Origin of the sequence: Streptomyces sp. NBC_01237 (assembly GCF_035917275.1) — a bacterium.
GTDB lineage: Bacteria > Actinomycetota > Actinomycetes > Streptomycetales > Streptomycetaceae > Streptomyces.
Map to the genome: position 1 here is coordinate 782,920 of NZ_CP108508.1, position 19,998 is coordinate 802,917.

Here is a 19,998-nt window from a genome sequence, read left to right on the forward strand (position 1 = left end):
GTCCGGGCTCTTTCCGCCCGTGGTACGGGGCGTGATATCGCCGCCCCTCCGATCGCCGGGCCTCTCGTTCGCCTGTCCGCGAAAGGACCTCCTCTCATGACCACCACACTCGAACGCCCCATTGCCGCCGAACACCGGCCCGTCCGGACCGCTGGTGTCCTCGACACCACGAACAACGGACACGGCACGCTCCGCGTCAACGGCGGCCACCCCTCCCCCGACGACATTCAGGTGTCGCCCGCACTGATCCGCCGGCACGGCCTGCGCAAGGGCGATGTCGTCGAGGGCACCTGCGAGCGGCCGCGCGCCCTGACCGCGATCGACCGGATCAACGGCCGTGACCCCCGCGCGCTGCTCGGCCGCCCCCACTTCCGCGATCTCACCCCGCTCCACCCCCGCGACCGGCTGCGCCTGGAGACCGCGCAGGGCGGGCCCGCGATGCGCCTGGTCGACCTGATCGCGCCCGTCGGCAAGGGACAGCGCGGACTGATCGTCGCACCGCCCAAGACCGGCAAGACCGTGCTGCTGCAACAGCTCGCCGCGGCCGTCGCCACCAACCATCCCGAGTGCCATCTGATGGTGGTCCTCCTGGACGAGCGTCCGGAGGAGGTCACCGACATGCGCCGTTCGGTACGGGGCGAAGTGTTCGCCTCGACCTTCGACCGGCCCGCCAAGGAGCACATCGCTCTCGCCGACCTCGCGGTGGAACGCGCCAAGCGCCTGGTCGAGCAGGGCCAGGACGTCGTCCTGCTGCTGGACTCCCTCACCCGGCTGTGCCGGGCCCACAACAACGCGGCCGGAGCGGGCGGGCGCACGCTGAGCGGTGGCGTCGACGCGGCCGCGCTCGGCGGCCCCAAGAAGCTGTTCGGTGCCGCGCGCCTGGCCGAGGAGGGCGGTTCGCTCACCATCCTGGCAACGGCCCTGGTGGAAACCGGATCCCGGGCCGACGACTACTTCTTCGAGGAGCTGAAGGGCACCGGCAACATGGAACTCCGCCTGGACCGGACGCTCGCGGACAAGCGGATCTTCCCGGCCGTCGACATCGCCCCGTCGGGCACCCGCCGGGACGAACTCCTGCTGCCCGCAGCCGAACTGACCGTCGTTCGGGGACTGCGCCGCGCCCTCCACGCCAGGGACGGTCAGGCCACCCTGGAGACGCTGCTGGACAAGCTCCGCCGCACCCCGGACAACGCCACGTTCCTCCGTCAGGTGCACCGGACCGTTCCCGGCACCTGAGCACCTCGGGAAAGCCCGGTGACGGCCAGGGGCTCCCACCGGCGGGTCCGGCTCCGGAGATCCTGGAGCCGGACCCGGCGGCCGTCAGCCGGCGCCGCCCAGGGCGGTGGAGACCAGGGCGCGGGCCTCCTCCTGCACCTGGCCCAGGTGAGCGGGGCCCTGGAAGCTCTCCGCGTACACCTTGTAGACGTCCTCGGTGCCGGAGGGCCGGGCGGCGAACCAGGCGCTGTCCGTGCAGACCTTGAGGCCGCCGATCGCGGCACCGTTGCCCGGCGCCTCGGTGAGGACGGCCGTGATGGGCTCCCCCGCGAGGGTGTCGGCCGTGACCTGGTCCGGGGAGAGCCGGGCCAGCACCGCCTTCTCCTCCCGTGTCGCGGGCGCGTCGACGCGGGCGTAGGCCGGGTCACCGAAGCGGGCGGTGAGCTCGCCGTAGTGCTGGGACGGGGTGGACCCGGTGACCGCGGTGATCTCGGAGGCCAGCAGGGCGAGCAGGATGCCGTCCTTGTCGGTCGTCCAGACGCGGCCGTCGCGGCGCAGGAACGAGGCGCCGGCCGACTCCTCGCCGCCGAAGCCCAGAGTGCCGTCGAAGAGCCCGTCGACGAACCACTTGAATCCCACCGGCACCTCCACCAGCGGGCGGCCGAGGTCGTCGGCGACCCGGTCGATCATCGACGAGGAGACGAGGGTCTTGCCGATACCCGTACCGGCGGGCCATCCCTCGCGGTGCGAGAAGAGGTAGCGGATGGCGACGGCCAGATAGTGGTTGGGGTTCATCAGACCGCCGTCCGGGGTGACGATGCCGTGCCGGTCGGCGTCGGCGTCGTTCCCGGTGGCGATCGTGTAGGCGTCGCGCTGGGCGATCAGTGAGGCCATGGCGTGCGGCGAGGAGCAGTCCATCCGGATCCTGCCGTCCCAGTCCAGCGTCATGAACCGCCAGGTCGGGTCGGCGAGCGGATTGACCACGGTGAGGTCGAGCCGGTGACGTTCGGCGATACGGCCCCAGTACGCGACCGAGGCGCCGCCGAGCGGATCGGCGCCGATCCTGATCCCCGCCTCCCGTACGGCGTCCAGGTCGAGTACGGACGGCAGGTCGTCCACGTATCCGGTCAGGAAGTCGTGGCGGCCGGTGGTCGCGGCGGCCAGCGCCCGGGTGTACGGGATGCGGCGGACTTCCTTGAGCCCGCCCTCGATCAGGGTATTGGCGCGGTCCTGGATCCACGAGGTGGCGTCCGAGCCGGCCGGTCCGCCGTTCGGCGGGTTGTACTTGAAACCGCCGTCGGCGGGCGGGTTGTGCGACGGGGTGACCACGATGCCGTCGGCGAGGCCGCCGGTGCGGCCCCTGTTGTACGTGAGGATGGCGTGCGAGACGGCGGGGGTGGGGGTGTAGCCGTCGTCGGAGTCGATGAGGACGAGCGCCCCGTTGGCGGCGAGCACCTCGATCGCGGTGACCCGGGCGGGCTCGGACAGGGCGTGGGTGTCGGCGCCGAGGAAGAGCGGCCCGTCGGTTCCCTGCCGGGACCGGTACTCGCAGATCGCCTGGGTGGTGGCGGCGATGTGGTCCTCGTTGAACGCGGCCGAGAGGGCCGAGCCGCGGTGTCCCGAGGTGCCGAAGGCCACGCGCTGGGAGGGTTCCGCCGGGTCGGGGTGGAGGGCGTAATAGGCCGTCACCAGCCGCGCCACATCGACCAGATCTCCGGGCTGTGCCGGCTGCCCGGCCCGTTCGTGCACCATCGGTTCTCCTCGTTGTCGTCGGTCGGCCCGCGCGGGCGGGCCACCGCCCGGTGCGGACGGGCACCACGATATGTACCCGATCCCCGGCGCCGCCTGCGGCCGCGCTGACCGGTTCGCGCCGCGGTCCGACGGCGAGCGGCACACCGGCGGGCCGCTCCGTCCCGGAGGAGCCGGCCGGTGGTGCACCGGGCGCCGACGCCGCCCGGTGCACCGTGTCGGTCAACGGCCTTGCAGGGACTTCACGTTGTCACCGAAGGTCCAGCCCTTCGAACCGTCCCAGTTGAGGGACCAGGTCATCAGGCCCTTCAGCGCGCCGCTGTAGCGGTTCCATGCCTGCGAGACGAGCCCGGTCGACATATGGCCGCCACCGGCGCCAGGCTGCGCGGGCAGTCCGGGCACCTGCTTGTCGTAGGGCACCTTGATCGTGGTGCCCTGGACGACGAGCCCGGCGTTGAGGCAGTCGGTCTGCGCGGTGAATCCCTGGACCGTTCCCGCGGAGTAGGAGTCTCCGGAGCAGCCGTACATGCTGCCGTTGTAGTACTGCATGTTCAGCCACCAGAGGCGGCCGTTGTCGGCGTACTTCTTGATGATGGGCAGGTACGCGCCCCAGATGGAGCCGTAGACCACGCTGCCCCCGGTGACGTACGCCGTCTCGGGAGCCATCGTGAGGCCGAAGTTCGACGGCATCTGAGCGAGCACCCCGTCGATGATCCGGATGAGGTTGGCCTGCGAGGCCGACAGCTGATTGATGTTGCCGCTGCCGACAAGCCCTGTCTCGATGTCGATGTCGATGCCGTCGAAGTTGTACTTCTTCAGAATCGGCACCACCGTCGCGACGAAGCGGTCGGCGACGGCGCTGGAGCTCAGGTCGATCCCGGCCGCCGCACCACCGATCGACATGAGGGTGGTGAGGCCGGACGCCTTGGCCTGACACATCTCCGCCGGGGTCGCGACCTTGACCGTCGCGTCCATCCCGTCCTCCCACAGGACGGTTCCGTCCGAGCGGATGACGGGGAAGGCCGCGTTGATGACGTTGTACCCGTGGCCCGTGATGCGGGAGTCGGTGATCGGGATCCAGCCGAGCGGCGGGTGCACCCCGTTCGCCGCGCCGTCCCAGTTCTCCCAGTAGCCCTGGAGGACCTTGCCCGCAGGTTTCGACTTCACCGCGCAGGTGTCCGCCTGCGCCGCGCTCGGCGTGTCCGCCCGCTCCGCACTCGGCGGCGCCGCCGCGACCATCATCTGTACGACGAACGCCGTTGCCAGACCGATGCCCAGCAGACGTGACGTGCGACCCATCATCCGTGTCCCTTCCCGCCAGGGCCTGCCGCCGTCCGGCGCGAAAGGTTCGCACCCGACCCCACCCATGTCGTGACCCTGCCAAACCGTAAAATGGTCCAGACCTCCGGTCAATAGGTCTGGACCAAGTGGCCCGAGTTGGCGGGCGGGTGGCGATCAGGCCATGTCCCACACTCCCGGCGCTGCCTGCGGCAGGGTGACCAGACAGCGGTAGACGGCGTCCTCACGGAACGGGTAGCGCCGCTCCGTCTCCGGGTCGAGCCGTACACCGAGCCCCGGAGCCCGCGGGGCACGGAGGTGTCCCGACTCCAGCCGGAAGGGTTCGGCGAGGAGTTCGGACCGCAAGGGGTAGCCGGGCATCGGCCACTCGGCCAGCCGCCCGCCCCCGGCGAAGGCCACATGGTAGTTCGCGGCCTGGCACACGGCACTGCCCCAGCAGTGGACGACCGGCTCGACACCGTGCTCCCGAGCCCCGGCGAAGACGGCCAGCGCCTGCCGCGGGCCGCCGACGACGGTGACGTCCGGCTGCACCATGTCGTAGCACCCCCGCGCCATCCGCTCGGCCAGCTCCTCGGCCGTGGAAACCGTTTCGCCGCCCGCCACGGGGCAGCCCGCAGCCCGCCGGAGAGCGGGGTAGTCCGCCGTACGGGCCGGGCCCAACGGCTCCTCCAGGAAGTGCACCGGCTCCCGGGTCCTGGCCCTGACCGCGTCCAGGAACGCCAGGGTGTCCGCCGCCGACTGTCCGGGATCGGCCAGGTTCTGCGCCATGTCGATGGCGATGCCCACGCCGTGGCGCGCGGCATGCTCCAGCGTCCACACGGCCTTGTCCACCTCGTGGCCGCGGGCCCTGATCTTGAACGTGCCGATGCCGAGTGCGGCGACGGCCTCGATCTCGGCACCCATCGCCGGGGGCGAGGCCGAATCACCCCCACTGGCGTACAGCCGGATGCGGTCGGCGCGGCGGCCGCCCAGCACCTCGTACGCCGGGCGGCCCGCCCGCTTGCCGAGCGCGTCGACAAGGGCGGTCTCGACGGCCGACACGACGTGCCGGGCGGCCCCCTGGAGGCTCCAGTACCCCGTGACGAGAACCATGTCGCGATACCGGCCGGCCAGATCATCGGCCGGGCGTCCCACCAGATAGGGGGCCATCAGCTCGACCGTCGACGTGAAGACCCGCGGCGCGAAGACCGCGAGGTACGCCTCGCCGAGCCCGGTCGTGCCGTCGTCCAGAGTCACCTCGACCAGGCCGGTCGTCCGCCACCCCGTGGGCAGGGACGTGATCACTTCGAGGTTCTCCGGATCCGCGTACGGAGCGCTGAGCAGCACCGGCCGGATCGCCGCGATCCGGGCGCCGGGATCTGTGCGTTCACTCATCCTGTCGTCACCTCAGAATCCCCGGGTCCACTGCACGGTGTTGCGCAGCGGTGCCCTGGTCCCGTATCGCAGCCTGTTCTCCGCGAACAGATCGATGACCCGGCTGCTCTCGTCGTCCGAGCCGCCGGCGGTGTGCTGGGTGAGGACGACGTTCGGGCAGGTCCACAGCGGGTGCCCGGAGGGCAGGGGCTCCTGCTCGGTGACGTCGAGCACCGCGCCGCCGAGCCGGCCGGAGGCGAGTTCGGCCACCAGGGCGTCCTCGTCCACCAGCGATCCCCTCCCCGCGTTCACCAGGACCGCGCCGGGCCGCAGCCGGGCGAGCCGACGCGCGTCGAGCAGACCGCGGGTCTCCGCGGTGCCCGGCAGAAGTCCGACCACCACGTCGAAGGACGGCAGTCGCTCATCGAGCTCCGCGAGGGTACGGATGTCCCCCGTACCGCGGGCGAAGTGCGACACGGCGCAGCCGAAGGGGCCGAGCAGTTCGGCCAGCCGCCGGGCGATGGACCCCCGGCCCAGGACGAGCACCCGCGCGCCGGTCAGCAGGCGCAGCCGGGGCCGCACCACGGGCTTGGCCCAGGTACCCCGCGCACGGAGGCCGGACAGCTCATCGATGCCCCGGTGGAGCGCGAGGATGCCTGCCAGGCACGACTCGGCCACCGGGTCGGCGAAGAGGTCGCCGAGGTTGGTGACGGTCAACCGCCTCCCCAGGACCGCCCAGTCGAGCCCCAGGTAGCTGTCGATCCCGACCGAGGCGAGCTGTAGCCAGCGCAGCCGGGGCGCCGAGGCGACCCGGTCCGCCCGCGGATTGCCCAGGGCTACGTCGGCGTCGGCGAGGGCCCGCGCGTCGTCGGCGCCGGTGGTCCCCGGCTCCGCGAACCGGACCGGCCCGCGCCAGAGGTTGCGAAGGCGCGCCCGCTCATCGTCGTCGAGCGTCAACTCCACGTACAGGCGGGCGTCGTTCGTACCTGTACTCACCACGGGTGCTCCTCCAGGTACGTCTCGATCCGTCCGCGGTCCCACGCGCCGTCCGCGACGGTGACGCGGTAGCGGCGGGCGAGGGTGTCGCCCGGCGCGAGTTCCAGTTCGTCGAAGAACGCGAAGGACGGGGCGACGGCGGCGAAGGGCTCGTTGCGGACGAACCAGTGCGCGGGATGGGTGCCGTCCTTCCCCATGTGGTCGTTCTCCGGGGCGTGCCGGAAGATCAGCGTGCCGTGCCCGTCGGCGCCGTCGTGCTCCCCGCTGTAGGCGAGCCAGGGGGCCTGCGTCCCCATCAGTCCGGGCCCCTCACCCTCCGGGCCGAGCACCCGCCCGCCCCGGAACGCGCGCGGCCCGCGCCAGAAGAGCCCGGTGTAGCCCGCGGCCTCCCGGCCGTGGGTGGTGGGGCTGCCGAAGCGCAGCGGCTCGGCACGCCGGTTGGTGATGGCGCTGGACCAGGTCAGGGTCCAGGTGCCGCCCGTTTCGGCGGTCGCCCCCGTGCCGGTGGGCGCGGGGGCGTACTCCACGTCGTGCACCTCGATACGGCGCAGCTCGTCCGCCCAGTGCGTACCGTCATGATGACGCCAGCTCAGCCGCTCGGCGACGACCGCGCGCCCGTCCGACGCCGCGACCTCGTCGAAGCCCAGGTGGGCCATGGAGCCGACGCGTTCGGGCAGCGGCACGTAGTCCTGGCCGTGGACATAGGTGTTGCCGCCCCACAGATTCTGTCCGGACAGATGGGAGGCCGTCATCTGCAGGCCCTTGTGCCATCGGTGGTCGTTCGGACGGTAGTCGGTGACAACGTTATCGCCGAGCGTGCGGATGGGATGCAGATACGGCTTCGGGGCCTCCCAGGCCGCTTCCGGCCGGTAGACGTAGCTGATGAGATCGACGCCGCCGCTCTCGTCCGTGACCGTGATCCGGTCCCCGTGGGCATGCGTGATACGCAGTGGACTGCTCATGTCCGAGTCTCCTGTGGATACGCCTGGAAAGCGCTTTCCACGAACCTATGGCCTTCACTCCGGAGACGTCAACAGCTCACGGCACCGGAGCGGAAGGGGCGTTGCCGGCGCTGCGGCACATGGTGAACCGCGCCGCACGGCCGGCTGCGTGGAGAACCGGAGGACCGCCCACCACTCCTGCCCGGCGTACGGGTCAGGCGTACGGGTCCGGCGTTCGCGGCGTTCGCGTCTCGGCGGGAAACAGGATCGGGCTGAGCAGATAGCGCGAGCGCTCCGGCGAGGGTTCACGGTTCATTCGGGCCACGATCACGCCGCGCAGGTCGTTGATCATCTCGGCGAGTTCATCCTGGCTCAGCCAGAGCGCGTGCTGACGGAAACCCACCAGGTCCGCGGTCGGTTCGGCGCCGTCACGGTCGAGGTAGGCGTCGAATTCGGCCATCAAGGTGGCCATGGCCACGGCGAAGCCGCGGCGGTAGTCCTCCAGCGACATCGACGAGGCCGTGGCGGCGTCGATCGTCGCGCGGGAGCGGTGCAGCCGGTACTGACGCTCGACGGAGCCGCGGACCCGCCGCTCACCCTCCACCGTCAGCAGGCCGCCGTCGGCCAGCAGGCCGACATGCCGGTAGACGGTGGCCTTCGAGACATCGGGCAGGAGTGCGCAGAGTTCGGTGGTCGTGCGCGTCCCACCGTCGTACATGGCGTGCACGATGCGCATGCGTACGGGGTGCAGGAGCAGATCGACCGTGTCCATGGATGTATGTTCTCATCTTCGATACCTTTCTCAAACTTGAGAACACCAGGAGCGGACCATGTCGCGTCAGTCACCCGCAGATCAGCCCCGGACCGCACTCCCGCGGCCACCGCTCGGCCGGTTGTACGACATCGGGGGGCGACAGCTGATGCTGCACCGCTCCGGCACCGGGGGCCCGGCCGTCGTCTTCCTGCCGGGCGCCGGGATGGTGGGCCTGGACTATCTGAACACTCACGACAAGGTGGCCGAGTTCACCACCAGCGTGCTCTACGACCGCGCCGGGACCGGGTGGAGTGCGCGGGCCCAACTCCCCCGCTCCGCCGCCGAGGTTGCCGACGAACTCCACGCGGTCCTGCGCGCCGCCGGTGTTCCCGCTCCTTACGTACTGGTGGGCCACTCACTGGGCGGCGCCTACGCGCGCCGTTACGCGCAGCGCTTCCCCGACGAGGTGGCCGGGCTGCTCCTGCTGGACCCCTTCCACGAGGACCTTCACGCGCACGGCCCCCAGGAGGCACGGGACAAGCTGGCGCAGATGCACGCCCGGGACGTGCCGGAGCTGACGCGGGAACAGCTCCGGCAAGCCCGTGACCAGGTCGCACCGCTCTTCGAGACATGGCCGCTCCCCGTCCGCGAACCGCTCATCGAGCACCACATCACGGCCGCCTGGAAGGCCGGGCTGCACGAGGACCGGAATCTGTACGGCGAGGTCGCCGACGAACTCCGGAACGCGCCGGACCTCCCGGACGTACCGCTGACCGTGATCACGGTCCTGGGGCACGACGACACCCAGGCCCAGCTGTGGTCCGCGCAGACCCTGCGAAGGATCAACGAGGCCAAGACCGCGCTGCACGCGCAGTTGGTCGCCTCGGTCCCGCACGGTGAGCACCGGATCCTTGACGACGCCGGGCACGGCTGGCTTCACGAGGAGCGTTGGGAGGTCGTGCTCCGCTCGATCCATGACCTGCGGGCCGGAACCGCGTGATGGCCGACGGAAGCCCGCTCCACATCCTCCCCGGCCCCCCGTCTCGTCTCGCCCCGTCCCACCCGTCCCGAGGCTCCCTTCACCGGCGGCGTACGCGCCCCTGAGCGCGAGTCGGGGATGTCCCCGGTCGTACCCGGAGTTCCCGCCGTGCGCCGTCGGCGGGCGCCGCGACGCTGCCAGTCTCGACGGGAGAAGGCCGCGTGACCTCCGACCACAGATGAGGAATGCCGATGAGCGACGCAGCAGGCCGCCCGACACGCAGATCAGTACTGACCGCAGCCGGGGCGGCGGGACTTGTGCTCGCCACCGCGGGCGTGGCCGAGGCGCACACCCGCCCTCTCGGCGCCCTGCCCGCGGGGGCGGGCTCACGATCGGCCACCGGAATCCGGACGGGCCGGGTACGGCTGACGCTGCCGAGGCCGGCCGGACCGCGGCAGATCGGGACCCTCTCCCTGCACCTGATCGACCGTGCGCGCCAGGATCCGTGGACGTCGCACCCGTCACCGCGCGAGCTGATGATCACCCTGTGGTACCCGGCACGGAGCACCCGGGGCTTCCGGCGCGCCCCCTTGCTGCCACCCAAGGCGGCGGCCCAGTTCCGGCAGCAGATCAGCAAGGACCTGCGGACGCCGATGGACCACGTGGACTTCCCACTGACCCACGGCCATGAGGGCGCGCCCGTGCGCCCGTACCCCGGCGGTCATCCGGTGATCCTCTTCTCCCCCGGCTACCGCGCGCAGCGTGGGCTCAGTACCGCGCTCGCCGAGGACCTGGCCGGCCGGGGCTATGCGGTCGTGACCATCGACCACACGTACGACAGTCAGATCGTGGAGTTCCCCGGCGGCCGGCTGGAGCTGGGCAGGCAGCCGGCCCGGCCGACCGATGCCGACGTCAGGAAGGCGCTGCGGGTCCGTATGGACGACGCCGGGTTCGTCCTGGACAGACTCGCCGCGCTGAACGCCGGGAGGGCGACGAATGCCGCGCACAGCGGCAGCGGTTCGGGCGCCGGACACGGGCAGCTGCCCCGGGGGGTGCGCGGCTCCCTCGATCTGTCGAGGATCGGCATGTTCGGGCATTCACTCGGCGGTGACACCGCCGCCGAGGTCATGGCACGGGACAGCCGTGTGCTCGCCGGTGTCGATCTGGACGGCAGTTTCAACGGAGCCGTCGCCGCCACCGGCCTCGACCGCCCGTTCCTGCTGATGAGCAACGCCAACCACGGGCGTCACAACGACCCGTCCTGGAAACAGTTCTGGTCACATCTGCGTGGCTGGCACCTCGAACTGCGCCTGCGCGACTCGGGACACCAGACCTATACCGATCTGTCGCCGCTGGTACAGCAGTTGGAGCGGGCGCTCCCCCTCCCGCCGGAGGTGGTGGCCCAGTTGACCGCCGGCATCGGCACGATCGACGCCGACCGGGCCGTCGCCGCCGAACGCGCCTATCTGGGCGCATTCTTCGACCTCCATCTGCGCGGCCACGACAGCCGTCTGCTGTCCGCACCGTCCCCGCGCTACCCGGACATCTCGTTCGTGCCGTAGCCGGGACGGCGGGGCGGCAGGGAGGGACCGGACGTGCCGGGCGCCCGCTGGGCAGAGGGCGAGAATCCGCACGCTTCCCGGCCCGAGCTCCCCGAGAACGCACGAACGTTGGTGACCTCAGCTGTCCAGGGGCCTGTGGGGTCTTCCACCGGCGGAAGACCCCACCTCGCGTCCGTCACACTCCGCGCCCTGCGAGGAGGCCGCCAACTGAACGCTGCCCTCGCCGAAGCGATCGCGGACTCGCCGGCCCACTGCCGACGAACCGCCTTCATGGCCGGCGAAGTCGCGGGATCGATCCCGGAACCCGGGATCAGACCGCCGGGGCCGGGTACGTCGGGTATTCCACCCCGGAGACGTGCTGGACCACCCGGATGACCTGGCAGGAGTAGCCGAACTCGTTGTCGTACCAGAGGTAGAGGATCGCGTTGTCGCCGTCGACCTTGGTGGCGCCGGCATCGACGATCGAGGCGTGGCGCGAGCCGATGAAGTCGCTGGAGACCGCGTCGGGGGCGCTGATGAAGTCGATCTGTCGCCTGAGCGGCGAGGTCAGCGAGACGTCCCGGAGGTGGTCGAGGACCTCCTCGCGGGTGGTCTCGCGTGCGAGCCGCAGGCTGAGGATCGCGATCGAGACGTCCGGCACCGGGACACGGATCGAGCTGCCGGTGATCGGCGCGTCCAGCTCGGGCAGCGCCTTGGCGACGGCCGAGGCGGCGCCGGTCTCGGTGATGACCATGTTGAGCGCCGCCGAACGGCCGCGGCGGTCGCCCGAGTGGTAGTTGTCCAGCAGGTTCTGGTCATTGGTGTACGAGTGGATGGTCTCCACGTGGCCGCGCAGGACCCCGTACTCGTCCGCCATCGCCTTCAGCGGCGGGACGATCGCGTTGGTGGTGCAGGACGCGCAGGACAGGATCTGCTCGTCCGGCTTGATGGTGTCGTGGTTGACGCCGTGCACGATGTTGGGGACGTCGCCCTTGCCCGGCGCGGTCAGGACGACCTTGGCGATGCCGGGACGCAGGTGCTTCGACAGGCCCTCGCGGTCGCGCCACTTGCCGGTGTTGTCGATGAGGATGGCGTCCTTGATGCCGTACGCCGTGTAGTCCACCGACGTCGGATCGTCGGAGTAGATCATGCTGATCTCGTTGCCGTTGGCGATGATCCTGCTGTTCGCCTCGTCGACGGTGATCGTGCCCTGGAACTGGCCGTGGATGGAGTCACGGCGCAGCAGGGAGGCGCGCTTGACGATGTCCTGGCCGACGCCCCTGCGGACGACGATGGCGCGCAGCCGCAGACCGTTGCCGGAGCCCGCCTTCTCGATGAGCAGGCGGGCGATGAGGCGGCCGATGCGGCCGAATCCGTACAGGACGACATCGCGCGGTTCACGGCGCTCGATCTTGTCGGCGCCCGTGGCTCCGGCGACGGCCTCGGCGGTGAACTCCTCGACCGAGAGGCCACGCCCATCGGTCGCGTACGTCGCGGCGAGCATGCCGATGTCGATCTGGGACGGGCCGAGGTCGAGCGCGGTGAGCGCGTTCAGGAACGGCAGCGTCTCGGTGACCGAGAGCTCCTCACCGGCGATCTGCCGGGCGAATCGGTGGATCTTGAGGATGCTGACCACCGACTTGTTGACCAAGGAACGGCTGTGGAGCAGGACGGTGATGTCCCGCTCCCGGTGCAGCTTCCCGATGATCGGGATCATCGACTCCGCGATCTCCTCGCGGTGCTTCCAGTTGGTGAACGCGTCTTCATTGACAGTCACAGGTTTATCTTTCGAGCTAGGCGGCGCTCATATGGTAACCCGCTGCCATTTTGATCAACCAAACGGTGTCGCCCCTCCAGCCGGTGTCACCTGGGCGGGATGCCGCGATCGGAGCCCGGGGCCGGGCCGGCGACGGTCCGGTCCGGTGGCACGCGCGGGTGCACCGGCTCCCTTGCCGATCATGGCGAGGCCCCCGGTGATCGCGAGACCGTCGGCGGCGGCCGGGGACAGCGGTGATTCCCCAGGTCCGGCAGCGGAATCCGCCGGGGAGATGCCGGAGCCCGGGAGCGAGCATCTGTAAGGCGGCCGAGCGCCGCGTCAACAGCGGACGGGCCTCGTCGAGGGCGATCGCGTATACGGAGACGCGCGTCCGCACGGGACTTCGCCCTGCCTGCCTCCGGAGGTCCGGGAACTCCCTCGGTAGCCTCGGCGGGTGATCAGTCGTACGGGTGTGGGCAGGAATGGCGCACGGTGGGCCTCGCGGGCCCGGTACCCGGCCGCAGGGCCGGCTCTGATGGATGCCGCGCTGTGGACGGCACTCATGGGAAGCGGCGTCCTGTGGTATCTGGACCGGTCGCAATCACCGCTTCTCACCGGGCTGTTGATACCCGCGCTGGTGCTGGCGGTGGCGATACCGGACAGCCGTCGCGGGCACCCGGGACGCGCCGTGCTCCTCGCCAACGGACTGTGCGCGCTCGGTCTGGCCGCGCCAGGAACACCGGCGAACCCCTACCTGCTGGCGTTGGGCGTCCTGTCCTTCCTGCTGGGCACGAGGTCGGCCGGCGCACGGGCGGCTTCGGGCGTGTTCGCGGGCTGTGTGGCGGTCGACCTGGGGGTCTGCGCCGCGCTGGGGTCCGCAGCCGTGCACTGGTTCTACGCCGTGACACTGCTCCCGGTGGCCATGGTGCTGCCGTGGCTGACCGGCCGCTACTGGCACGCCCGGCAGGCACTGGTTCACGGCGGCTGGCAACGGGCGCGGAACCTGGAGAAGGAGCAACGGTACGTCGTCGAACAGGCCCGGCTGCGGGAGCGGACCAGGATCGCGGCCGACATGCACGACTCCCTCGGCCATGTGCTCAGCCTCATCGCGCTGCGCGCCGGGGCCCTGGAGCTCTCCCCGACGCTGGCCGGCCAGGACCGGGACGATGTCGCCGAGCTTCGGGTGATGGTCACGGACGCGGTCGACCAGCTCCGCGACGTCATCGGGATTCTGCGGGAGGACGTCGTCCCCGATGAACGGGGGATGTCCTCGGCCCCGGAGCCGCCCCGGACGCCGGGGACCCTGCCGGCCGAGTCCGTGGAACAACTCGTCGAGCGGGTAAGGGAGTCGGGCGTCTCCGTCGCACTGCGCCGCGACGGCGGGACGCCTGTGCTGCCGCCGCTCGTGGACCGAGCGGCGTACCGGGTGGTGCAGGAGTCGCTGACCAACGCCATCAAGCACGCGCCCGGCAGCGAGGTGCTCGTACGCATCGTGAGGGAGAGCGGCCGGACGCGGGTTCGGGTGACCAACTCCCGTCCCCGGCAGGGTCCGACGGCACCGGCCGCGCTGCCGGGCCACGGGCTGACCGGGCTGCGGGAGCGCGTCCTGATGCTCGGGGGGACGCTGCGGACGCAACCCGCCGCGGGCGGCTTCGACGTAGTGGCCGTCCTCCCGGACGACCCCCGCGCCGGGCGGCCGAGGACCACCGGTTCCCGGCCGGGAACCGCGGCCCCGGCCGCCGCGGTCGACCCGGCCACACCCACCGTGGGCGCCCCGGCCCCGTCCGCCGTCGGTGAGCTGGCCTCGTCCGCCGTCGGTGAGCTGGCCTCGTCCGCCCGTCGCCGCGCCCGGCTGCGTTTCGCTCTCGCGTTCGTCGCCCCGGCCGGAGTGGGACTCGTCGCTCTCCTGTCCGCCGGGCTGCTCGGCTACCAGATGTCCACTGCCGTGCTGCACCCGACGGACTATGCCGCGCTGCGGATCGGTGCCGCACGTGCGGATCACCGCGCGGTGTTTCCGGCACGGCCGTTCCGCTATCCGTCCGACCGCATGAGAGCGGTCCCCGCTCCCCCGCGGTCCACCTGCGACTTCTACCGGTCGGGCAGCGATCTCCTGGAGCAGGTGGACGTGTACCGGCTCTGCTGGTCGGACTCCCGGCTGGTGTCCAAGGACGTGCTGCCGGGCAGCGAATGATTCCTTGGGACCCCGGGCGGTCGGTGACCCCCGGGGACCGGGCAGCGGGTGATCCCCTGGACCCCCGGACGGGCGGACGGCCCCTTCAGCGCGTCACACCCATGCCTCACGCGTCACGGCTCCGCAGCCGCAGAGAGCCCGCCAGGTACGCGGCGACCGTCCACGACAGCACGATGAGCAAGGCCACCGGCCACGTGTACGGCGCGTCCGCGCCTGCCCGCATCAGGTGCATGCCCGCGGTCTGCGGCATGACGTCGTTGACCGCCAGCAGCATGTCTCCCCCCAGCCCGGTGAGCACGCTCGGCACGGCCGCGATCAGGATGAAGAGCACCGTCAGCGCTCCCGCCGACGCCCGCAGGAGGAACGACACCCCCACCGCCGTCGCCGCGATCAGCGCGCAGTACACACCCATCGCGGTCACCTGGCCCACGGTTGAAGCCAGTTGGAACGTCGCATGGCCGCGGAAGGGCACCCACGCCACGGCGATGCCCAGCACACCGAACAGCGCTCCGGCGGCGAACGCCACCGCCGCGGCCACGACCGTCTTGGCAAGCTGCACCCGCTGCCTGACCGGCACCCACAGCAGCGAGGCGCGGACGCTGCCCGTCGCGTATTCGCCGGTCACCGTCAGCATCGCGAGAACGGCGCAGGTGAACTGCACGAGGAGCAAGGAGGCCGCCGACGCGTTGCCGACCGGCTGGAGCGGCTGGTCGTTGATGCGGGCGATGGAACCGTAGTAGAAGGTGAAGATCGCCGTCACCACCACGCCCGCCGTCAGACAGACATAGGGCGAGCGGACCGACCACAGCTTGACCCATTCGGCGCGGATCGCTCCGGACACCCCGCCCCCGCGGTTCCGCTGTCCGGTTGACCGGGTGGCCTGCGCGATGCTTCCGGTACTCACACCCGCTCCTTCGGTGCCGGTTCGGAGGCGACCCCGTACTCCACGCTGCGGGCCGTGAGTTCCATGTACGCATCCTCCAAAGACGCCGAGATTGTGCGCAGTTCATGCAGACGCACACCCAACCGGTGGGCGAGGTCGCCGACCTCACCGGCACCGCATCCCTTGATGTCGACCAGTCCCTCACCGGCGGAGGCGACCTCCACCGAGGGGCGCCCGGTCAGATGCTCGACCAGATGGCGCAGACCCTCCTGGCCGGGTACGTGCACGCGCACCGAGGTCCGGGAACTGCTCGCCAGCAGTTCCGGCATGGGCCGGTCCGCGAGCAGTCTGCCCTTCCCGATGATGACCAGCCGGTCCGCCGTCAACTGCATCTCGCTCATGAGGTGGCTGGAGAGGAAGACCGTCCGGCCCTCCGCCGCCTGCTCCCGGACGAGGTCACGCACCCAGCGCACTCCGTCGGGGTCCAGGCCGTTGACCGGCTCGTCGAGGACGAGCACCTTCGGATCGCCCAACAGGGCCCCCGCGATGCCGAGTCGCTGGTACATGCCGAGCGAGAACGCCCCCGTCCGCCGCCGCGCCACCGTGGCCAGCCCCACCGTCTCCAGTACGTCGTCGACCCGCTTCGCGGAGATGCCGTTGCTCCGGGCCTGTGCGAGGAGGTGGCTGCGTGCGGATCGCGTGGGGTGCAGTGCCTTCGCGTCGAGCAGTGTTCCCACTTCCCGGAGGGGGTGGCGGTACGCGGAGTAGGGCCGGCCGTCGATGAGCGCCTCCCCCCGGGAGGGGTGGTCCAGGCCGAGGATCATCCTCATGGTCGTGGACTTGCCCGCCCCGTTCGGGCCGAGGAACCCGGTCACCTGCCCTTCCGCGATGTCGAAGGTCAACCGGTCGACGGCGACCCTCTCTCCGTACCGCTTCGTCAGATCCCTCAGGGTGATCATGCGCACTCTCCGTCCGCCGTTGTTCTCCAGGTCTCCCCAGACGGTAGAAACCGACGGGCACCCGCCACATCCGTCCGGTGGAGGTGATCACACCCCCTACTTTCGTCAGGGGGCCTCCGCCGTACGGCAGTCCGCCGCATGCGGCCGGGGGCCGTCCCTCCGCCCTTCGCCGCCGGTGGGTCCACGTGCGCCCGCCGGGGATCGCGGAACAGTCCCTGGTTACTCTGTGCCGGTGGTACGAGTGCTGGTGGCCGACGACGAGGCGATGGTCCGTGCCGGGGTGTGCGCGATCCTGGCGCGGGATCCCGCGATCGAGGTCGTCGCCGAAGCGGCCGACGGCCTCGCCGCCGTCGAGGCGGTGCGCGAGCACCGGCCCGCCGTGGCTCTTGTGGACATCCGGATGCCGAGGATGGACGGGATCGCCGCCGCTGCCCGGATCTACCGCGAACTGCCGGACACGGCAACGGTCATGCTGACCACCTTCGGCGAGGACGACTTCATCGCCCGTGCCCTGCGGTCGGGTGCCAGTGGATTCCTCCTCAAGGCGGACGACCCCAGGGAACTGCTGGCAGGAGTGCACGCCGTGGCCGCCGGGGGCGCCTATCTGTCGCCCAGGGTCGCCGCGCGGGTGATCAGTGGACTGCGCACGCACGGCATGCCGGTCGGCGCGGCGCCCCACCACCCGGTGAACACGCTCACCGAACGCGAACACTCCGTCCTCTCGCTCCTCGGCGTCGGCCTGTCCAACGCCGAGATCGCCACCCGCCTGCACCTGGTCGAGGGCACGGTGAAGGCACACGTCAGCGCGATCCTCGGCAAGCTCGGGGTGCGCAACCGCGTGGAGGCGGCGCTGGCCGCCTGGGAGTCGGGCCTGGTCGGCCCCGTCCGGTAGCCCACGGGGTCCGGGCCGGTCCAGGTCAACACCCTTACGCCTGCCGTCTCCTGGTCATCGGTGACGCCGTCGCCTTCATGGCGGCATCGGCGGGGCCGTCGTACGCCCAAAGTTCGTTCGCCCGCCGCCGGTACGGGAGGAGCGGATCGCGAGGGCGAGGCGCAGAACGATGGTCATGGCGCCCGCGAGCGCCGCGACACAGAGGGCGATGAACGTGTCGGGGACCCAGTTCATCAGCTGGCCGGGACCCATCTGCCCCACGATCAGGGTCAGGCCGATCCAGGGCAGCGCGCCCGCCAGGCACCACAGGGCGGTCAGGGTGGTGCGGCGCTGCGCGGAGGCGGGCGGGAGCGGGCGCCGCAGGAGCAGGAACGAGCGGCCCACCGCCAGGATCAGGGTGGCGGCCAGGGCGGTGGTTCCCCAGACGGTCGCGTAGTAGCCGGAGGCGGACCCGTCGCCCGTGGGCGTCTCACCGCCCGCGAGGATGCGGGCGGCCCCGAAGCCGACCTGCATGACCGCCCCGTCCTGGAGCAGTCCGTACAGGTTCTGTTCCAGGACGAGGGCGATGTTCCGCTTCGGCAGCAGGAACAGCATCGCGGAGTAGCCGGGAGTCGCACCCGTGTGCCAGATGGCATCGTCGAGCGGGGCGTCCGGACCGCCGACCCGCCAGCCCAGCCCGTAGCCGGTACCGACGCCGGTCCCGTTCCTGGTGCCGGTGGGCCGGAGTCTGCCCTCTTCGCGCATCAGCCGTACGGAGTCGGGGGTGAGGACGGTGTCGCCGTCGGCGGTCCTCCCCGACCGGAGCTGGAACGAGGCGAAGGCCGCCAGGTCGTTCAGGTCGCCGCCCGTGTAGCCGTAGGCCGCGCCGTGGTTGTCCACCCCACCGGCGATCGCGGCGGGTATGCCCCACAGCAGCTGGTGTCCGGGAGCCAGGTTCCGCTTCCTGGCCGATGCCTGGTCGGCGATGGCACCGCGCATGCCCGCCGGTTCGAACACGCTCCGCCTGAGGTGGTCGGCGAAGGGGCGCCCGGTGACGGACTCGACCACGGCGGCGAGGACCACGTAGTTGGCGCTGGTGTAGGCGTACGCGGTGCCGGGCGGGCCGAGCGGGCGCACCTCGTCCAGGTCGCCGATGCGTTCGGCCGGACGGGGGCAGTCGGCGTCCAGGCAGTCGGCGACGTCGAAGGTGGCCGACTCGGGGAGCCCGGAGGTCTGGTTGAGCAGATGGCGGACCGTGACCCCGGACGCGTGCGCGGCACCGCCGAACCGGAATGCGGGCAGATGGTCGACGACTCGGTCCTCCAGGCTCAGGCGGCCGTCCTGAACGAGGGTCATCACACCGGTCGCGGCGATCGGCTTGGCCACCGACCCCCACAGGAACGGCGTTCCGGCCCCGACCCGCCGGCCCCGTCCGTCCGTTCCCCAGGGCCTCCGGTGGACCGGCCCGTCGGGGCCGACCACCGCGTAGGAGATTCCGGGCGTGCGGGTGGCCTCCATCCGGTCGCGGACGTAGGCGTCGATCGCGGCGAAACGCTCGGACCGGCGAGACGGGTCGGTGGCCGAGGCCGCCGGTGCGCAGAGGAGTAAACACAACAGGAGGGCGAACGTGCTCGCGACGGCGCGCCGCAGGCGGATACGCATGGGGTTCCTCATCGTTCCTCGAAGGCAGGACTGATAACCGTATGGCCATATGGTTTTTACCGTACGCTGGTACGGTTATCAAGTGCCAAGGACTGCGGACCATGACGAACGCCGACGCCAGATCGCCGATGCCATCTGCGAACTCATCTCGGAACACGGGCTCGACGCCGTCACGGTCGCCCGCACGGCAGGCGCCGCCGGGATGTCGGTGGGACTCGTGCAGCACTACTTCCGCACCAAGGACCAGATGCTGCTGCACGCGTTCAACGAGGTCGGCGCGCGCATCCGGAGCCGGGCCGACGAGCACATCCGGGCCGGGGCCGAGCACCGGCGGCCCATTTCGCGGGTCCTGGCCGAGGCGATGGTCGAGTTCATCCCCCTCGACGACAGACGCCGCACCGAGTTCCGGGTCACCAGGGCGTTCGCCGGCCGCGCCCTGGACGCGCCCGCCCTCGCCGAGGTCGACGTGGAGACCGCCCGGCAGTTGCGCGAGGACATCGCCCGGGCCGTCCACCACGGCAAGGAGTGCGGCGAGGTCGAGGCGGACCTGGATCCCTGGCCGGCGGCCGTTCGCCTCACCGCCGTGACGGAAGGGCTCGCGATGCAGGTCTACCGCGATCCCGCCGGGGTGAACGGGGTGCCCGCGGACGAGCTGTCGGCATCGGTGATCGCCGCCGAGCTCGCGGCCGTCTTCACCGGCGAGTGCCGCCAGTACACGGCACCGGCCGACGCGTGACCGTACGCCCGCCGGCACACCCCCGACCCACGCACACGGGCTGACCACGGTGGGCCCCGGTTCCTGAACCGCTCCAGGAGAGCACCGAACGTGTGGGGCGCCCCCAGGGTGAC

The 19,998-nt window shown here is 71.2% G+C and carries 16 protein-coding genes; 6 read left to right on the forward strand and 10 right to left on the reverse strand.

Features of this window, described 5'->3' with window-relative positions; genetic code table 11:
* Positions 1-96: 96 nt before the first annotated feature.
* Positions 97-1,236, forward strand: coding sequence for a transcription termination factor Rho (rho, locus tag OG251_RS03585; protein ID WP_326675597.1), 1,140 nt, complete (start codon positions 97-99; stop codon positions 1,234-1,236).
* Between the two features lie 84 nt (positions 1,237-1,320).
* Here the strand turns inward: rho and pgm are convergent, their stop codons facing one another.
* The 6 genes from pgm to OG251_RS03615 form a co-directional block, all read right to left on the reverse strand.
* Positions 1,321-2,967, reverse strand: coding sequence for a phosphoglucomutase (alpha-D-glucose-1,6-bisphosphate-dependent) (pgm, locus tag OG251_RS03590; RefSeq protein WP_326675598.1), 1,647 nt, complete (start codon positions 2,965-2,967; stop codon positions 1,321-1,323).
* A 219-nt stretch (positions 2,968-3,186) separates the two neighbouring features.
* A complete protein-coding gene (locus tag OG251_RS03595; protein WP_326681132.1) occupies positions 3,187-4,263 on the reverse strand; it encodes a chitinase in 1,077 nt (358 codons plus the stop codon).
* A 156-nt stretch (positions 4,264-4,419) separates the two neighbouring features.
* Entirely contained in the window at positions 4,420-5,637 is a 1,218-nt protein-coding gene (locus tag OG251_RS03600; protein WP_326675599.1) for a mandelate racemase/muconate lactonizing enzyme family protein, read from the reverse strand.
* A gap of 12 nt (positions 5,638-5,649) precedes the next feature.
* The gene (locus OG251_RS03605) at positions 5,650-6,612 is read right to left on the reverse strand and encodes a D-2-hydroxyacid dehydrogenase (RefSeq protein WP_326675600.1); all 963 of its coding nucleotides are present in this window, start codon (positions 6,610-6,612) and stop codon (positions 5,650-5,652) included.
* The gene (locus tag OG251_RS03610) at positions 6,609-7,574 is read right to left on the reverse strand and encodes a PmoA family protein (RefSeq protein ID WP_326675602.1); all 966 of its coding nucleotides are present in this window, start codon (positions 7,572-7,574) and stop codon (positions 6,609-6,611) included. Before OG251_RS03610 ends, OG251_RS03605 begins: the two co-directional genes overlap by 4 nt.
* A 193-nt stretch (positions 7,575-7,767) precedes the next feature.
* Positions 7,768-8,325, reverse strand: a complete 558-nt coding sequence (locus OG251_RS03615) for a helix-turn-helix domain-containing protein (RefSeq protein ID WP_326675604.1) — start codon at positions 8,323-8,325, stop codon at positions 7,768-7,770.
* A 58-nt stretch (positions 8,326-8,383) separates the two neighbouring features.
* Between OG251_RS03615 and OG251_RS03620 the strand changes: the two genes are divergently transcribed.
* Together OG251_RS03620 and OG251_RS03625 are read left to right on the forward strand one after the other, a co-directional pair.
* Positions 8,384-9,307, forward strand: coding sequence for an alpha/beta hydrolase (locus OG251_RS03620; protein WP_326675605.1), 924 nt, complete (start codon positions 8,384-8,386; stop codon positions 9,305-9,307).
* Between the two features lie 230 nt (positions 9,308-9,537).
* On the forward strand, positions 9,538-10,848 hold the full coding sequence (locus OG251_RS03625) for an alpha/beta hydrolase family protein (RefSeq protein ID WP_326675606.1): 1,311 nt from the start codon (positions 9,538-9,540) through the stop codon (positions 10,846-10,848).
* Between the two features lie 310 nt (positions 10,849-11,158).
* On the opposite strand, the gene OG251_RS03630 is transcribed toward OG251_RS03625, so the two are convergent.
* On the reverse strand, positions 11,159-12,604 hold the full coding sequence (locus tag OG251_RS03630) for a glyceraldehyde-3-phosphate dehydrogenase (RefSeq protein ID WP_326675608.1): 1,446 nt from the start codon (positions 12,602-12,604) through the stop codon (positions 11,159-11,161).
* 514 nt (positions 12,605-13,118) lie between these two features.
* Here OG251_RS03630 and OG251_RS03635 point away from each other — a divergent pair.
* Positions 13,119-14,774 (forward strand): sensor histidine kinase, encoded by a 1,656-nt coding sequence (locus OG251_RS03635; protein WP_326675609.1) that lies wholly within the window; start codon positions 13,119-13,121, stop codon positions 14,772-14,774.
* A 106-nt stretch (positions 14,775-14,880) separates the two neighbouring features.
* Here OG251_RS03635 and OG251_RS03640 read toward each other — a convergent pair whose 3' ends face one another.
* Both OG251_RS03640 and OG251_RS03645 read right to left on the reverse strand, forming a co-directional pair.
* The gene (locus OG251_RS03640; protein ID WP_326675610.1) at positions 14,881-15,678 is read right to left on the reverse strand and encodes an ABC transporter permease; all 798 of its coding nucleotides are present in this window, start codon (positions 15,676-15,678) and stop codon (positions 14,881-14,883) included.
* On the reverse strand, positions 15,675-16,616 hold the full coding sequence (locus OG251_RS03645) for an ABC transporter ATP-binding protein (protein ID WP_326675612.1): 942 nt from the start codon (positions 16,614-16,616) through the stop codon (positions 15,675-15,677). The genes OG251_RS03640 and OG251_RS03645 overlap by 4 nt, the downstream gene beginning before the upstream one ends.
* Before the next feature lie 241 nt (positions 16,617-16,857).
* On the opposite strand from OG251_RS03645, the gene OG251_RS03650 reads away from it, so the two are divergent.
* Positions 16,858-17,508: a response regulator transcription factor gene (locus OG251_RS03650; protein ID WP_326681133.1), complete on the forward strand. Its 651-nt coding sequence runs from the start codon at positions 16,858-16,860 to the stop codon at positions 17,506-17,508.
* 75 nt (positions 17,509-17,583) lie between these two features.
* Here OG251_RS03650 and OG251_RS03655 read toward each other — a convergent pair whose 3' ends face one another.
* Positions 17,584-19,149 carry a serine hydrolase domain-containing protein gene (locus OG251_RS03655; protein WP_326675613.1) on the reverse strand — a complete coding sequence of 522 codons (1,566 nt, stop codon included), beginning with the start codon at positions 19,147-19,149 and terminating at the stop codon, positions 17,584-17,586.
* An 82-nt stretch (positions 19,150-19,231) separates the two neighbouring features.
* On the opposite strand from OG251_RS03655, the gene OG251_RS03660 reads away from it, so the two are divergent.
* On the forward strand, positions 19,232-19,885 hold the full coding sequence (locus OG251_RS03660; protein ID WP_326675614.1) for a TetR/AcrR family transcriptional regulator: 654 nt from the start codon (positions 19,232-19,234) through the stop codon (positions 19,883-19,885).
* Positions 19,886-19,998: the final 113 nt, after the last annotated feature.

Bases quoted from the DNA above. Each gene is read 5' to 3' on its own strand.
- OG251_RS03655 (WP_326675613.1), bottom strand. From the start codon at position 19,149: ATGCGTATCCGCCTGCGGCGCGCCGTCGCGAGCACGTTCGCCCTCCTG.
- OG251_RS03600 (WP_326675599.1), bottom strand. From the start codon at position 5,637: ATGAGTGAACGCACAGATCCCGGCGCCCGGATCGCGGCGATCCGGCCG.
- OG251_RS03595 (WP_326681132.1), bottom strand. From the start codon at position 4,263: ATGGGTCGCACGTCACGTCTGCTGGGCATCGGTCTGGCAACGGCGTTC.
- OG251_RS03625 (WP_326675606.1), top strand. From the start codon at position 9,538: ATGAGCGACGCAGCAGGCCGCCCGACACGCAGATCAGTACTGACCGCA.
- OG251_RS03620 (WP_326675605.1), top strand. From the start codon at position 8,384: ATGTCGCGTCAGTCACCCGCAGATCAGCCCCGGACCGCACTCCCGCGG.
- OG251_RS03610 (WP_326675602.1), bottom strand. From the start codon at position 7,574: ATGAGCAGTCCACTGCGTATCACGCATGCCCACGGGGACCGGATCACG.
- pgm (WP_326675598.1), bottom strand. From the start codon at position 2,967: ATGGTGCACGAACGGGCCGGGCAGCCGGCACAGCCCGGAGATCTGGTC.
- OG251_RS03635 (WP_326675609.1), top strand. From the start codon at position 13,119: ATGGATGCCGCGCTGTGGACGGCACTCATGGGAAGCGGCGTCCTGTGG.
- OG251_RS03615 (WP_326675604.1), bottom strand. From the start codon at position 8,325: ATGGACACGGTCGATCTGCTCCTGCACCCCGTACGCATGCGCATCGTG.
- OG251_RS03645 (WP_326675612.1), bottom strand. From the start codon at position 16,616: ATGATCACCCTGAGGGATCTGACGAAGCGGTACGGAGAGAGGGTCGCC.
- rho (WP_326675597.1), top strand. From the start codon at position 97: ATGACCACCACACTCGAACGCCCCATTGCCGCCGAACACCGGCCCGTC.